Origin of the sequence: Micromonospora sp. WMMD964, assembly GCF_029581455.1 — a bacterium.
GTDB lineage: Bacteria > Actinomycetota > Actinomycetes > Mycobacteriales > Micromonosporaceae > Micromonospora.
Map to the genome: position 1 here is coordinate 2,707,621 of NZ_CP120860.1, position 15,207 is coordinate 2,722,827.

A 15,207-nucleotide genomic window follows, 5' to 3' on the forward strand; every position below is an offset into this window, starting at 1 on the left:
GAACGAACCCCCGTCGCCGCCACGGCGCAGCCAAGTTGCTTCCGGCATTGTCACAGGTCTCACCCGGTCCGCGTCGAGCGCCTATCGCCGACCGTGACCATACGGTGTCCTAGGGGCCGAATGACCGGATCGGCGCGGAGACGCACCGGGGATTCCCGCTACGGTGAACGGGTGCCACTGGTCGCCGCCGCCGTCTGCCCGCATCCGCCCCTGCTCGTGCCCGAGGTGGCCGGCTCCGCGGCCCCGGAGTTGGACGATCTCCGGGCGGCCTGCGACACCGCCGTACGCCGGTTGCTGGCCGTGGGCCCGGACACCGTGGTGCTGCTCGGGACCGGTCCGGTGACCGGCCCGATCCGCACTCCGGCGACTGGCTCCCTCCAGCCCTGGGGTGTCGACCTGGACGTGCCGCTGGGTCCCGGTCAGCCCGACCGGGGCGCGGTGCTGCCGTTGAGCCTGACCATCGGCGCATGGCTCCTGGCCCGCCACCACGAGGCGCCACCGCCGTCCAAGGCAGCGCCGTCCGACGCAGCGCCGTCCAACGCGGCAGCGCCGTCCGACGCGGCACCGTCCGAGGCAGCTCCGTCCGAGGCAGCGCCGCCCAGCGCGCTGACGATCACCGCGGTGCAGGTGGCCGCTGACGCGGGCCCGGCCGAGCTGGCGGCTCTCGCCGACGAGATCGCCGCGGCGGGTGACCGGGTGGCGTTGCTGGCGCTCGGGGACGGGTCGGCCTGCCGGGGGGAGAAGTCACCCGGGTACGACGACCCGCGCGCCCTCCCGTACGACCAGAGGGTTGCGACGGCGCTGGCCGAGGCGGACCTGGACGTCCTGCTCGACCTGGACCCGGTGGTGTCGGCGGAGCTGAAGGCCGCTGGTCGCGCGCCGTGGCAGGTGCTGGCCGGCGCGGCCCGGGCGGCCGACGGCGGGTGGCGCGGGGAGTTGCTGCACGAGGCGGCCCCCTACGGTGTCGCCTACTTCGTGGCCTCCTGGGAGCGGATGTGAGCGGCACGGTCGTGGCGGTGGTCGGCCCGACCGCGGCGGGTAAGTCGGCGCTGAGCATCGCGTTGGCGCACGCGGTGGGCGGGGAGGTGGTCAACGCCGACTCGATGCAGCTCTACCGGGGCATGGACATCGGCACCGCCAAGTTGACCGTCGCCGAGCGGGACGGGGTGCCGCACCACCTGCTGGACATCTGGGAGGTCACCGAGCCGGCGAGCGTCGCGGAGTACCAGCGGCTGGCCCGCGCGGCGGTGGACGACATCCTGTCCCGAGGGCGGGTGCCGTTGCTGGTCGGCGGGTCCGGGCTGTACGTGCGGGCGGTGCTGGAGCGTTTCGAGTTCCCCGGCACCGACGCGGCGCTGCGGGAGCGGCTGGAACGAGAGTTGGCCGAGGTGGGCCCGGCTCCGCTGTACGCGCGGTTGCGTGCCGCCGACCCGGTCGCCGCCGAGAGCATCCTGCCGGCCAACGGTCGGCGGATCGTGCGGGCCCTGGAGGTGATCGAGCTGACCGGGGCGCCGTTCACCGCCTCGCTGCCGCAGCCCACGCCGTACTACCCGTCGGTGCAGCTCGGCGTCGACCTGGACACCGGTCTGCTGGACGAGCGGATCGCGGTGCGGGTCGACCGGATGTGGGCCGACGGCCTGGTCGCCGAGACCCGCGAGTTGGTCGGGCGGGGGCTGCCCGAGGGGCGGACGGCGAGTCGGGCGCTCGGCTACCAGCAGGTGTTGCGGATGCTCGCCGGTGAGCTGACCGAGGCGCAGGCGCACGACGAGACGGTCCGGGCGACCCGCCGTTTCGTCCGCCGACAGCGATCCTGGTTCCGGCGGGATCCGCGGATCCACTGGCTGGACTCGGCGGAGCCGGACCTGATCGGGGCCGCCCTGCGCCTGGTGCCTGCTGCTGCGCGATGATGGGGGCGTGGAGTTCACCAAGGGCCACGGCACCGGCAACGACTTCGTCCTCCTTCCCGACCCGGACGGTCAGCTCGACCTGACCCCGGAGCTGGTCGCGGCGCTCTGCGACCGGCGGCGGGGCGTCGGCGCGGACGGCGTGCTGCGGGTGGTCCGCGCGGCCAAGCACCCGGACGGCGCCGGGCTGGCCGGCGAGGCCGAGTGGTTCATGGACTACTGGAACGCCGACGGTTCGTTCGCCGAGATGTGCGGCAACGGCGCCCGGGTCTTCGTGCGCTACCTGCTCGACACGGGGTTGGCGACGCCCGCGGGTGCGGCGTTGCCGGTGGCGACCCGGGCCGGCGTCGTGCGCGCGCTGGTCGAGGGCGACGCCGTGTCCGTCGAGATGCGCCGACCCCGGGTGTACGACGAGTCGACCGCCACCCTCGGCGAGCTGACCCTGACCGGCGCCGCCGTGGACGTCGGCAACCCGCACCTGGTCTGCGTCCTGCCCGCCGGTGTGGAGCTGTCCGCGCTGGATCTGACCAGGGCTCCCGGGTACGACCCGATGGTCTTCCCGAGCGGGGTGAACGTGGAGTTCATCGTGGCGGGCGTCCCGGTCGACGGCACGGACGGGCACACCCTCATGCGGGTGTACGAGCGTGGCAGCGCGGAGACGCTGTCCTGCGGCACCGGTGCCTGCGCGGTGGGCGCGGTGGCCCTGCGCGACGCGGCCCGGGACACGGGTGTGGTCGCGGTGGACGTCCCCGGTGGCCGCCTGACGGTCACCGTGACGGCGGATTCCTGCTGGCTGTCCGGCCCCGCCGTCCTGGTGGCGACCGGCGAGATCGACCCAGCCGCCCTACTCCGTCCCTGACGCTGGGCCCGCCGCCCCACTCCGTCCCTGACGTGGGGCCCGCCGCCCCATCCGTGTTGATCAAGAGGTTTGCGTCAGATTCCACGGTCTTCCTGACGCAAACCTCTTGATCGACAAGCCGGTCCCTTACGGGGTCGCGCTGGCGGTGGCGGCGATCTCCGGGAGGTCTGCCGGACCCGGGTCGGCGGCCGGCCGCGGGCTCGGGTTGTTCGCGGCGGCGCGGACGGCGGCGGCGACGGCCGGGGCGACCCGGGAGTCGAAGACGCTCGGCACGATCACCGTCGGGTTGATCTTGTCTTCGCCCACCACGTCGGCGATGGCCTGGGCGGCGGCGATCGCCATCTCCTCGGTGAACTCCTCGGCGTGCGCGTCGAGCATGCCGCGGAACACCCCGGGGAAGGCGAGCACGTTGTTGATCTGGTTCGGCTGGTCCGAGCGGCCGGTGGCGACCACGGCGGCGTGCTTGCGGGCCTCCCGGGGGTCGACCTCCGGGTCCGGGTTGGCGAGGGCGAAGACGATCGCGTCCTTCGCCATCTGGGCGATGTCGTCGCCGGTGAGCAGGTTCGGCGCGCTCACGCCGATGAACACGTCGGCACCCCGGATCGCACCCGGCAGGTCACCCGAGTAGTTCTCCTTGTTGGTGTTGTCCGCCAACCACTGCCACGCCGAGTTGAGCCCGGTCAGCCCACGGTGCAGGGCGCCCTGCCGGTCGTACGCGATGATGTCCCCGACGCCCTGCCGCAGCAGCAGCTTCATGATCGCGGTCCCGGCCGCGCCGGCGCCGGAGACCACCACCCGGACGTCCGAGAGCTGCTTGCCCACCACGCGCAGCGCGTTGGTCAGCGCCGCCAGCACGCAGATCGCCGTGCCGTGCTGGTCGTCGTGGAAGACCGGGATGTCCAGCGCCTCACGCAGCCGGGCCTCGATCTCGAAGCAGCGTGGCGCGGCGATGTCCTCCAGGTTGATCCCGCCGTACGCGGGCGCGATCGCCTTGACGATCTGCACGATCTCGTCGGTGTCCTGGGTGTCCAGCACCACCGGCCAGGCGTCCACCCCACCGAAGCGCTTGAACAGCGCCGCCTTGCCCTCCATCACCGGCAGCGACGCGGCCGGGCCCAGGTTGCCCAGGCCCAGCACCGCGGAACCGTCACTGACGACCGCGACGGTGTTGCGCTTGATGGTCAGTCGCCGCGCGTCCGCCGGGTTCTCCGCGATGGCCATGCAGACCCGGGCCACCCCCGGGGTGTACGCCCGGGACAGCTCGTCGCGGTTGCGCAGCGCGACCTTCGACGTCACCTCGATCTTGCCGCCGAGATGCAGGAGGAACGTCCGGTCCGACACCTTGCGCACGTCCACACCGTCCAGCGCGGTCAGCGCCTCGACCACCTGGTCGGCGTGCCCGGCGTCGGCGGTGTCGCAGGTCAGGTCGACGATCACGTGGGTCGGGTCGGAGTCCACCACGTCCAGCGCCGTGACGATCGCCCCGGCCTCGCCGACGGAGGTGGTGAGTCGGCCGATCGAGGAGGCGTCCGCGGTCACGGCGATCCGGATGGTGATCGAAAATCCGGCGCTGGGCAGTCGGGTGATGGCCACGGGATCCCTCCGTCACGGCTGTGCGGCCGGTCGGCCGCCGCCCGCATTTCTACTCGGTTGTCGAGCCCGACCAGCATTCGGCCCCACTTTTGGCGACCTTCACCATGGGCATATAGCAGGTGCGTTCGGCGTTGTGTCATGTCAGGATTACGTTCTACTTATCAAAACGGACAGGAGAACCGCTTGCGAGACCAGGAGAACTTCGTCCCCGTCGAGGACGAGTTCGACGACGTCACCACCGGCGAGCTGGACCTCTCGGAGCGGCAGTCTCTCCGGCGCGTCCCGGGCCTCTCGACCGAGCTCAGCGACATCACCGAGGTGGAGTACCGCCAGCTGCGGCTGGAGCGGGTGGTCCTGGTGGGTGTCTGGACCGAGGGCACGGTGACCGACGCCGAAAACTCCCTGACCGAGCTCGCCGCGCTGGCCGAGACCGCCGGCTCGCAGGTGCTCGAAGGGCTCATCCAGCGCCGCACCCGGCCCGACCCGGCCACCTACATCGGTCGGGGCAAGGTCGACGACCTCGGCGCGGTGGTCCTCTCCACCGGCGCCGACACGGTCATCTGCGACGGTGAGTTGTCCCCGTCCCAGCTGCGCAACCTGGAGCAGCGCACCAAGGTCAAGGTCGTCGACCGGACGGCGCTGATCCTCGACATCTTCGCCCAGCACGCCAAGAGCAAGGAAGGTAAGGCGCAGGTCGAGCTGGCTCAGCTCGAATACCTGCTGCCCCGGCTGCGCGGTTGGGGTGAGACCCTCTCCCGGCAGACCGGTGGTTCCGGCCGGGGTGGCGGCGCCGGCGGCGGTGTGGGTGTGCGTGGTCCCGGTGAGACCAAGCTGGAGACCGACCGGCGGCGCATCCGGCACCGCATCTCCCGACTGCGGCGTGAGATCAAAAGCATGCGGACGGTACGCGTCACCAAGCGCGCCCGACGCACCCGCAACTCCGTCCCGGCCGTGGCCATCGCCGGTTACACGAACGCCGGCAAGTCCAGCCTGCTCAACCGGCTGACCGGCGCGGGTGTGCTGGTGGAGAACGCGTTGTTCGCGACGTTGGATCCGACGACCCGTAAGGCCACCGCCTCGGACGGGCGGCTCTACACCCTCTCCGACACGGTCGGCTTCGTCCGGCACCTCCCGCACCAGATCGTCGAGGCGTTCCGCTCGACGCTGGAGGAGGTAGCGGAGGCGGATCTGGTGGTGCACGTCGTCGACGGCACCCACCCGGATCCGGAGGAGCAGGTCCGGGCGGTCCACGCGGTGCTCGCCGAGGTCAGCGCCGACCGGCTCCCCGAGCTGTTGGTGGTCAACAAGACCGACGCCGCCGACGAGGACACGCTGCTGCGACTCAAGCGGCTCTGGCCGGATGCGATCTTCGTGTCCGCGCACTCCGGTCGAGGCATCGACGGGTTGCGCGCGGCGATCGAGGAGCGGCTGCCGCGCCCCGCCGTGGAGGTTCGGGCCGTGCTTCCGTACGACCGGGGTGACCTGGTGGCACGGGTGCACCGCACGGGTGACGTGCTCAGCACGTCGCACCTGCCGGAGGGCACGCTGCTGCACGTCCGGGTCGGCCCGGAGCTGGCTGCGGAGTTGGCGCCCTACGAGGTCCAGCGGGAGAGTCAGGTGGCCGGCGTCCGGTCCTGAGCGGCCACGGCGTCATCCACCGGAAACGCGCGGCATGCGACACTGCACGGATGCGCCGCGTTGTTTCCTCGGTCACGGTTGCCCTCGGCCTGCTCGGGGCAACCGTGGCGCTCACCGGAGTCGCTGTGGCGGCTCCCGCTCCCGGGTTGTCCGCCGTCACTCCCGGCCAGAAGCGGTGCACGATCGTCGACGAGCGGCTGCGGGAGTTGTCCGGGCTGGTCGCGACCAAGAGCGGCTACATCGTCATCAACGACGGCACCGAGAACGCGGCACGTAAGCGGATCTTCTTCCTCGACACCAAGTGCAAGATCTCGAAGGAGCCGGTCCGCTACTCGGGGCAGGGCCCGGCCGACACCGAGGACCTGGCGCTCTCCAAGGACGGCAACACCCTCTGGATCGCCGACATCGGTGACAACGCCGACTCGAAGACCCGCCGTACGCGGGTCGCGCTCTGGTCGATGTCGGTCAGCGGCACCAAGCAGCCGACGCTGCACCGGCTGGCCTATCCCGAGGCGAAACCGCACGACGCCGAGGCGTTGCTCATCGGCGACGACGGCAAGCCGCTGATCATCACGAAGGTGACCAGCGGCAAGGCCGAGATCTACACACCGACGGCGGCTCTGAAGAGCGGCGACACCGAGCCGGTGCCGATGCGTAAGGCCGGCGAGATCACCCTGCCGAAGACGCAGACGGAAAATCCGCTCAACACGTTCGGCCGGATCGCCATCACCGGCGCGGCCCGGTCACCGGACGGCTCCCGGGTGGTGCTGCGCACCTACGCGGACGCTTTCGAGTTCGACGTGAGCGGCGGTGACATCGTCGGGGCGCTCACCACCGGCAAGCCTCGGGTGACACCGTTGACGGATCCGTTCGGCGAGGCCATCAGTTACACCCCGGACGGCAAGTCGTTCCTCACCGTCTCCGACGCCACCCGGTTCGCCGAGGACGAGGTCCTCGACATCCTCAGCTACACCCCGTCCACCTCGACCGCCGTGCCACAGGCACCGGGAGGTGGAGCGGTCGCCAAGCCGGCCTCCTCGCGGTCGTGGACGGACGGGTTGAGCTTCGACGACATCACGTACCTGGTCGGCGCGGTCGGGTTGATCGGTCTGCTGCTGGTCGGCGCGGGCATCTTCGGCATCATCCGGGCCCGTCGCCGGCCGATGGCTGATGATGATTCCGACTCGGCGGGCCCGGACGGTGATCCGCTCGACCCCCGCACGGGCCGTTCCGCCGATGCTCCCCGTGGGTCTGCCGACCGTCCGGGCGGTGTCTACGGTGGCGGCGCGGCGGCGGGCGGCGCGGTCTACGGCGGTGCGCCTGGTCGTGGGGGTCCCCCGGGTCGCGGAGGCGCGGCCCCGGCAGGTGGTGCCGTTTACGGAGGTGCTCGCCCGGCGGCGTCCGACGGTGGCTACGGCGGGGGCCGATCGGATGGCGGCAACGGCGTCTACGGAGGCGGACGGCCTCCGGCCGGTGGCCGCCCGCAGGGCACCGGGGGTCGCCCGCAGGGTGGTGGCGGTCGCCCGCAGGGTGGTGGTCGTCCCCAGGGTGCCGGTGGTCGCCAGCAGGGCGGTGGCGGTCGGCCCGGTGGCGGGGTCTACGGCGGCGGTGGCGGCCAGCCCGGCACCGGTCGTGCCGAACCACCCCGGCGCGGCGGCCAGGAGCCCGACCAGCGGGGTCAGCGGCCCGGCCGCCGACGGGACGACGACGCGCCCGTCGATCCGTACGGGCAGTATCCCGGTGGCGGTCGCGGCTATCGGGGCGACCGCTACTGAAGGCTCTGCCGGCCACCTGCCCTGATGGACGGGCGCGGGTGGGCACCACGTGCGCCCACCCGCCGGTCGGTCAGATCCGGCGCAGCACCGCCACGACCCGGCCCATGATGGTGGCGTCGTCACCGGGGATGGGGTCGAAGGCCGGGTTCTGCGGCATCAGCCAGACATGCCCGTCACGGCGACGGTAGGTCTTCACCGTCGCCTCGCCGTCGAGCATGGCGGCCACAATCTCGCCGGAGTCGGCGGTCGGCTGTTGCCGGACGACGACCCAGTCGCCGTCGCAGATCGCCGCGTCGAGCATCGAGTCACCCTTGACCTGGAGCATGAAGACCTCGCCCTCGCCCACCAACTCGCGTGGGAGCGGGAAGATGTCCTCCACGGCCTGCTCGGCGAGGATGGGACCACCGGCGGCGATCCGGCCGAGCATCGGCACGTACGCCGGGGTGGGCCGCTGTGCCCGGGACAGCTCGTCGTCGATCGCCTCGCTCGGAGCGCGGACGTCGACGGCGCGCGGCCGGTTGGGGTCGCGGCGCAGGAAGCCCTTCTTCTCCAGCTCCTTGAGCTGGTAGGCGACGCTGGACGGCGACACCAGGCCGACGGCCTCGCCGATCTCGCGGACGCTCGGCGGGTAGCCGTGGCGCTCCACCCAGGTGCGGATGAACTCCAGGATGCGACGCTGACGGGCGGTCAGGTCGATCGTCGCCGGGTCGGGGAAGGCGCTGACCACCGGTGTGACCGGGCGCACGGCGGGCTGACCCGTCCGGCTGCGCGCGGCGCCTCGGCGTCGGGTGGCCGGCGGGCCCGCCTCGGTGATCTGCTGCGGGCTCTTCGGCCGGCTGGCCCGGTCCTCGGTCACGTCCGTCCTCCCTGGTCGGCGCTGGGTGCCTCGTCGGCTCGTGGTGCGTGCGGGGTGCCACGTTGTTCATGACCGTATAGGTGAGATCAGTCATTTTCAAACATCTGTACGACCTCTCACCGGCGTGTCGGGGTGAAAAAGCGCTCCGGTCGTACGGATGTTCTGATAAATGGTACGTCAGGTAGCACTGGTGTTCGATCCTCGGCCGTTTTCCGGGTCGGTCCGGCCTGCTGGCCGGTAACCCGGGCGAGGGCTCGGCGGTTGGGTCTTCGGGCGCGCCGGCGGTCGCCGATGACCGGATGGTCCGTGACGCGCCGGACACGCGGTTCAACTTGACCCGGCCTTCCCGGCGGCATACGGTCGACCCCTAGATGTAGTAGTGACACGGGCGTAAGTTGCCCACAGGTTGGGTCCGACTACCGACCGCACTCCCGTAAGGTCGAGCACGGCGGGCGTCGTCCGAGGATGGCACCGTCGCGGTGAGCCGTGTCCGGGGGTGCCCGGTGTGGGCGCAGTTGATCATTTTAGGAGGTGGGCGATGCGGTGTCCGTACTGCCGACACGCTGACTCCCGAGTGGTCGACTCGCGGGAGGCCGACGACGGCCAACTCATCCGACGGCGGCGGTCCTGCCCGGAGTGCGGCAAGCGGTTCACCACCGTCGAGGAGGCGGTCCTCGCGGTCGTCAAGCGCAGCGGGGTGACCGAGCCGTTCAGCCGTACGAAGATCATCGGCGGGGTGCGCAAGGCGTGCCAGGGTCGGCCGGTCGACGACGACTCGCTCGCGCTGCTGGCGCAGCGGGTGGAGGAGACCGTCCGGGCCAAGGGGGCCGCCGAGATCCCCAGCCACGAGGTGGGCCTGGCGATCCTGGGCCCGTTGCGCGACCTGGACGAGATCGCCTACCTGCGGTTCGCCAGCGTCTACCGCTCCTTCGACTCGCTTGCCGACTTCGAGCGCGAGATCGAGACGTTGCGGGCCGCGGCGCGGGCCCGGGCCGACGCGGTCGAGGCCGCCGGCCGTACCAGCTGAATCTTCACTGTTTTTCAAGCGATTGGGACGCGCGGTGGGTGACCGCGCAGACGAGGGGGGCGACGGCGTGACAACTAGCCGTTCACGGAACAAGGCAGGCGCGGGGCTGAAGATCGAGCGGGTGTGGACGACCGAGGGGGTCCACCCGTACGACGAGGTCAGCTGGGAGCGCCGCGACGTCGTGATGACGAACTGGCGGGACGGCTCGATCAACTTCGAGCAGCGGGGGGTCGAGTTCCCCCAGGCGTGGAGCGTCAACGCGGCCAACATCGTCACGACCAAGTACTTCCGGGGCGCGGTGGGGACCCCGGAGCGCGAGTGGTCGCTCAAGCAGCTGATCGACCGGGTGGTCACCACCTACCGCACCGCGGGTGAGGAGTACGGCTACTTCGCCAGCCCGGCGGACGCCGAGATCTTCGACCACGAGCTGACCTGGATGCTGCTGCACCAGGTGTTCAGCTTCAACTCGCCGGTCTGGTTCAACGTCGGTACGCCGTCGCCGCAGCAGGTCAGCGCCTGCTTCATCCTGGCCGTCGACGACTCGATGGACTCCATCCTCGACTGGTACAAGGAGGAGGGGCTGATCTTCAAGGGCGGCTCCGGCTCCGGGGTCAACCTGTCGCGGATCCGTTCGTCGCGGGAGCTGCTCTCCTCCGGCGGCAACGCCTCCGGCCCGGTCAGCTTCATGCGCGGCGCGGACGCCTCGGCCGGCACCATCAAGTCCGGCGGTGCCACGCGGCGCGCGGCCAAGATGGTCATCCTCGACGTGGACCACCCGGACATCCAGGAGTTCGTGGTCACGAAGGCGCGCGAGGAGGACAAGATCCGCGCGCTGCGTGACGCCGGGTTCGACATGGACCTCGGCGGCTCCGACATCGTCAGCGTGCAGTACCAGAACGCCAACAACTCGGTCCGGGTCTCCGACGAGTTCATGTCGGCCGTGGAGAACGGCAAGGGCTTCGACCTGCGCGGCCGGCTGGACGGCTCGGTGATCGAGACCGTCGACGCCAAGAACCTGTTCCGCTCCATCTCGCAGGCCGCCTGGGAGTGCGCCGACCCGGGCCTGCAGTACGACGACACGATCAACGACTGGCACACCTGCCCGGAGACCGGCCGGATCACCGCGTCGAACCCGTGCTCGGAGTACCTGCACCTGGACAACTCCTCGTGCAACCTGGCGTCGCTCAACCTGATGAAGTTCCTCCGCGCCGACGGCGGCTTCGAGGTGGAGAAGTTCGTCAAGTCCGTCGAGTTCGTCATCACCGCGATGGACATCTCGATCTGCTTCGCGGACTTCCCGACCGAGAAGATCGGTGAGACCTCCCGCGCGTACCGGCAGCTCGGCATCGGCTACGCCAACCTGGGCGCCCTGCTGATGGCCTCCGGCCTGCCCTACGACTCGGAGCAGGGCCGCTCGGTCGCCGCGGCGATCACGTCCCTGATGACCGGCACCGCGTACCGCCGCTCGGCCGAGCTGGCCGGCGTCGTGGGCCCGTACGACGGCTACGCCCGCAACGCCGAGCCGCACAAGCGGGTCATGCGTAAGCACGCCGCCGCCAACGACGAGATCAAGCCGACCAGCCCGGTGGCCACCGCGATCGTCCGTGAGGCGACCAAGCAGTGGACCCAGGGCAACAAGATCGGTGACAAGTTCGGGTGGCGCAACGCGCAGGCGAGCGTCCTCGCCCCGACCGGCACCATCGGCTTCATGATGGACTGCGACACGACCGGTGTGGAGCCGGACCTGGCGCTGGTCAAGTTCAAGAAGCTGGTCGGCGGCGGCTCGATGCAGATCGTCAACCAGACGGTGCCGCGCGCCCTGCGCAGCCTCGGTTACCCGGAGGAGCAGGTCGAGGCGATCGTCGAGCACATCGCCGACCACGGTCACGTGGTGGACGCGCCGGGCCTCAAGCCGGAGCACTACGCGGTCTTCGACTGCGCGATGGGGGAGCGGACGATCGCTCCGATGGGTCACGTGCGGATGATGGCGGCCATCCAGCCGTTCGTCTCCGGCGCCATCTCCAAGACGGTCAACATGCCGGAGGCGGCCACCGTCGAGGACGTCGAGAAGATCTACTTCGAGGGCTGGAAGCTCGGCCTGAAGGCCCTGGCGATCTACCGGGACAACTGCAAGGTCGGCCAGCCGCTGTCGGTCGCCAAGAACAACAAGGCCACCGAGCCGGCCGCCGTCGACACCGCAGCCGCCGAGCCGGCCGCCGTGGAGAAGGTCATCGAGTACCGGCCGGTGCGTAAGCGCCTGCCGAAGAAGCGCCCGTCCGAGACGGTCAGCTTCTCCGTCGGCGGCGCCGAGGGCTACCTCACCGCGTCGTCCTACCCGGACGACGGCCTCGGCGAGGTCTTCCTCAAGATGTCCAAGCAGGGCTCGACGCTCGCCGGTGTGATGGACGCCTTCTCGGTGGCCATCAGCATCGGCCTGCAGTACGGCGTTCCGCTGGAGACGTTCGTCAGCAAGTTCACCAACATGCGCTTCGAGCCGGCCGGCATGACCGACGACCCGGACGTGCGGATGGCCGCCTCGGTGATGGACTACATCTTCCGTCGCCTGGCCCTGGACTTCCTGCCCTACGAGCGCCGCGCCGAGCTGGGCATCTTCACCGCCTCGGAGCGGGCCGCCCAGCTGCGGGCCGAGGCCGACGCGGAGGCCGCCGCGACCGGTGCGGACCTCACCGCCATGGCGTCCTCCGCGCCGGTCGAGGCTCCCGCCAAGACCGAGGCGGTCGCCCAGCCGGCGCAGGAGATGGCCGACGTGGCCGCCGCCAAGCCGGCACCGAGCGTGGGTTCCAGCACCGAGTTGCTGGAGGCCGTGATCGGCAAGGCCGCCGACGCACCACTCTGCTTCACCTGCGGTACGAAGATGCGCCCCGCCGGTAGCTGCTACGTCTGCGAGGGCTGCGGCTCCACCAGCGGCTGCAGCTGACCTATATGCGGAACGGCGCTGCCCCGGCCTTCTTCGTGGAGGTCGGGGCAGCGCCGTTACTCGGGTGGCCGTCCCGGCGCGTCTGGCACGAGGCAGCGGCGTCGCGTGATCGGCGGTCCTCCACGACCAGACATGATCAAGTGATGAAAAGTAGGCGTCAGGGCCATCTCTGACCTACTTTTCATCACTTGATCATTCCCATGAGTGGCTGGCCCCGCAGGATGTCGACACGATCGCCGGTCACCCTGTCGTGCCGCTCTCGCTGGCGTGGGTAGGTGCCGGTCGCCTGGCGGTCGGCACCCTCGATGGTCACGTGCTTGTGGTTCCCGTCCCTGCGATGGCATGAGAGGCCGTGCGGCAACGAGCGGGGACAGGGCCCGGCGACGCGAGCACGACGGGGACAATGCCTACGTGAGCGAGCCAGTACCACGCCGGGTCGACGAGAGAACCGTTCGGCTCGACCACGGGCAGTTCTGCCTCTGCGGTAATCCATCGCCCGATGCCGACTACACGACCCTGCTCGAACAAGCGATCAACGGCTCAGGCATCGCGGCGGACGACCACGGGGTCATCGTTATCTCTCCTCACCAAAACAACGTCGAGATGCCGTTCCGTCTGGAGGTGTGGGACGACCGGCCGCCCGATGATTCGGAGGATTGGGAAGAAGTGTTCGAGGCTTGCCTCCTGGTGGCCGATGACGTGCTTCGCTACTTCAGCCCCACGGACGCCGTCGCCGACTTCGAGGTGTCGAGCGGCCGGTATGCCGCACGGATATCGGGTCGAGGGTTTGTCAACCGCGGCTGGCCCGGCTCGATCACCCCCGGGGACAGGTGGCGGGTGCAGCTCTGGCCGTCTGCCGGCGACATGCCGGTGCGCCGGCTCAGGGAGTGGCATCATCCGCTCTGACCGCGCAGCATCGTGATCTCGGCGATCGGGCTACTGGCTCGCTCGTTCGGCGGCGCGTGCGGCGTTGCGGACGCCGGTGCCTCGATGATGCCCCATCACCAGCCCGGGTGCCCAACCGGCTCAGTCAGTCGGCAGGAGCGGGCGCATGAACGTCCGCTCGTACCGCACGACACAACCCGAGTCGTCGCGGATGCGGTCGGCCGCGACGAACTCCGGGTCGGTGCCGAACCGTGCGCGGTAACGCTCGTAGGCTGCCAGGCTCTCGAAGCTGAACAGCGCCTCGGCCTTGTCGCTGGCACCCTCGGCGGGCAGGAAGTAGCCGTGGTGCACCCCGCCGTGCTCGGCCACCAGCCGCATCCATGCTCTCGCGAAGTCCTCGAACGCCGCGATCTGTGCGGGATCGATCGTGTAGTGCACAATGCACGTGATCATGATCCCACCCTACGACCGGTGTCGGGCTCCATGGTCGACACCGGGTCGGCGGAGTGGGGCTATCCCGCGGCCCGGATACCGCCACATCACCGACCTGGTGTCGATCACGGCGGCCGGGCCGGGTCGGAGTCGGCAACGGACCGGTCAGGGTTGGGCGAAAAGCGGGCCGTAGTTCGAGCGGAACATCTGCTCGCCGAGGCGGCGTAGCACCAGGTCGCGCAGCGCGGGCGGCAGCCCGCTGGCCTTGTCCCGGCGTTGCGTCTGGCTGAGCACCCAGTCCGTACGTGGGCGTCGCCGTGCCTCGTAACCCCGCAGCGCCTCGGCGACGGAGTCGGCGGCGGTCAACGACGACGCGAGCACTACCGCGTCCTCCAGGGCCATCGCCGCGCCCTGGGCCATGTTCGGTGAGGTGGCGTGGGCGGCGTCGCCGATCAGCAGCACCGGCCCCCGGGTCCAGGAGTCGAGCACGACCTCCTGGTTCGGGCCGGCGTGCAGGGTGCTGTCGTCGTGGTCGAGGGCCTTGAGCATGATGGCCGCCGGCTCGGTGAACGACTCGGCCACGTCGTCGCGCCAGCCGGGCCGGTCGGCCACCGGGCCGTCGTTGTAGTAGCAGTACGTCTGCTCCGCGCTGATCGGGATGGTCAGGAACTGCCTCCCGAGCCCCAACTGCACCGACCAGAACGGCTCGTCGTCGATGCGGGGAGCAACCCAGCGGTACGCGTACTGGCCCAGGTCGCGGGCCGCCTGACCGTCGAAGGCGAGCCTGCGTACCGTCGAGTTCACGCCGTCCGCGCCGATCACCAGGTCGTACCGTTCGGTGCTGCCGTCGTCGAACTCGACGGCTACCCGGGCGCCCTCCTGGGAGACCGCGACCGGGTGGCGACCCCAACGGATCGGGGCGTCTCCGACGCTGGCCAACAGGGCCCGGTGCAGCCGGGCCCGGGGCAGCGACACGCACGCGCCGACGCCCTGCCACAGTGCTGTCACGTCGATGTCGAAGAGGCGGCGTCCGCGCTGGTTCGCGCTGCGCTGCCGGGTGATCTCCACGGCGACGTCGGTGACCGGCTCCCGCAGACCGAGGACGTCGAGCATCCGGGTCGCGTTGCCGGTGAGGTAGACGCCGGTGCCGGAGTCGCTCGGCCCGGGCGCCCGGTCGACCACGTCGACGGTCGCGCCCCACCCGCGCAACGCGGCGACCGTCGCCAGCCCGGCGATGCCCCCGCCGACGATGAGTACCCGGACATTGTCCCCCCGCACGACACGTTCCTCCCCGTTGGGC

General features: G+C 70.7%; 12 protein-coding genes. 8 read left to right on the forward strand and 4 right to left on the reverse strand.

Going from position 1 to position 15,207, the window contains the following annotated elements:
* The first annotated feature begins 120 nt into the window (after positions 1 to 120).
* From O7616_RS12600 to dapF, 3 genes are read left to right on the forward strand one after another with little or no spacing between them, the layout of a single operon-like run.
* Positions 121 to 999 (forward strand): hypothetical protein, encoded by an 879-nt coding sequence (locus O7616_RS12600; RefSeq protein ID WP_282306961.1) that lies wholly within the window; start codon positions 121 to 123, stop codon positions 997 to 999.
* Positions 984 to 1,907, forward strand: a complete 924-nt coding sequence (miaA, locus tag O7616_RS12605) for a tRNA (adenosine(37)-N6)-dimethylallyltransferase MiaA (RefSeq protein ID WP_282307608.1) — start codon at positions 984 to 986, stop codon at positions 1,905 to 1,907. Before O7616_RS12600 ends, miaA begins: the two co-directional genes overlap by 16 nt.
* A gap of 7 nt (positions 1,908 to 1,914) precedes the next feature.
* A complete protein-coding gene (dapF, locus tag O7616_RS12610) occupies positions 1,915 to 2,763 on the forward strand; it encodes a diaminopimelate epimerase (RefSeq protein ID WP_282306962.1) in 849 nt (282 codons plus the stop codon).
* A gap of 126 nt (positions 2,764 to 2,889) precedes the next feature.
* On the opposite strand, the gene O7616_RS12615 is transcribed toward dapF, so the two are convergent.
* Positions 2,890 to 4,356 (reverse strand): NAD-dependent malic enzyme, encoded by a 1,467-nt coding sequence (locus tag O7616_RS12615; protein ID WP_282306963.1) that lies wholly within the window; start codon positions 4,354 to 4,356, stop codon positions 2,890 to 2,892.
* A gap of 183 nt (positions 4,357 to 4,539) precedes the next feature.
* Here O7616_RS12615 and hflX point away from each other — a divergent pair, with 183 nt between their 5' ends.
* Positions 4,540 to 5,994, forward strand: coding sequence for a GTPase HflX (hflX, locus tag O7616_RS12620; protein WP_282306964.1), 1,455 nt, complete (start codon positions 4,540 to 4,542; stop codon positions 5,992 to 5,994).
* A 50-nt stretch (positions 5,995 to 6,044) separates the two neighbouring features.
* Positions 6,045 to 7,769 (forward strand): hypothetical protein, encoded by a 1,725-nt coding sequence (locus O7616_RS12625; RefSeq protein WP_282306965.1) that lies wholly within the window; start codon positions 6,045 to 6,047, stop codon positions 7,767 to 7,769.
* A gap of 70 nt (positions 7,770 to 7,839) precedes the next feature.
* Here the strand turns inward: O7616_RS12625 and lexA are convergent, their stop codons facing one another.
* Complete coding sequence (lexA, locus tag O7616_RS12630) at positions 7,840 to 8,625, reverse strand: transcriptional repressor LexA (RefSeq protein ID WP_282306966.1); 786 nt, start codon at positions 8,623 to 8,625, stop codon at positions 7,840 to 7,842.
* A 538-nt stretch (positions 8,626 to 9,163) separates the two neighbouring features.
* Between lexA and nrdR the strand changes: the two genes are divergently transcribed.
* The 3 genes from nrdR (at position 9,164) to O7616_RS12645 (ending at position 13,496) form a co-directional block, all read left to right on the forward strand.
* Positions 9,164 to 9,652 (forward strand): transcriptional regulator NrdR, encoded by a 489-nt coding sequence (nrdR, locus tag O7616_RS12635; protein WP_282261759.1) that lies wholly within the window; start codon positions 9,164 to 9,166, stop codon positions 9,650 to 9,652.
* A gap of 34 nt (positions 9,653 to 9,686) precedes the next feature.
* Positions 9,687 to 12,590, forward strand: coding sequence for a vitamin B12-dependent ribonucleotide reductase (locus O7616_RS12640; protein WP_282306967.1), 2,904 nt, complete (start codon positions 9,687 to 9,689; stop codon positions 12,588 to 12,590).
* A 411-nt stretch (positions 12,591 to 13,001) separates the two neighbouring features.
* Positions 13,002 to 13,496, forward strand: a complete 495-nt coding sequence (locus O7616_RS12645; protein WP_282306968.1) for a hypothetical protein — start codon at positions 13,002 to 13,004, stop codon at positions 13,494 to 13,496.
* 120 nt (positions 13,497 to 13,616) lie between these two features.
* Here the strand turns inward: O7616_RS12645 and O7616_RS12650 are convergent, their stop codons facing one another.
* Together O7616_RS12650 and O7616_RS12655 are read right to left on the reverse strand one after the other, a co-directional pair.
* Positions 13,617 to 13,928, reverse strand: a complete 312-nt coding sequence (locus tag O7616_RS12650; protein ID WP_282306969.1) for an NIPSNAP family protein — start codon at positions 13,926 to 13,928, stop codon at positions 13,617 to 13,619.
* Between the two features lie 144 nt (positions 13,929 to 14,072).
* Entirely contained in the window at positions 14,073 to 15,185 is a 1,113-nt protein-coding gene (locus O7616_RS12655; RefSeq protein WP_282306970.1) for an FAD-dependent monooxygenase, read from the reverse strand.
* Positions 15,186 to 15,207 lie beyond the last annotated feature (22 nt).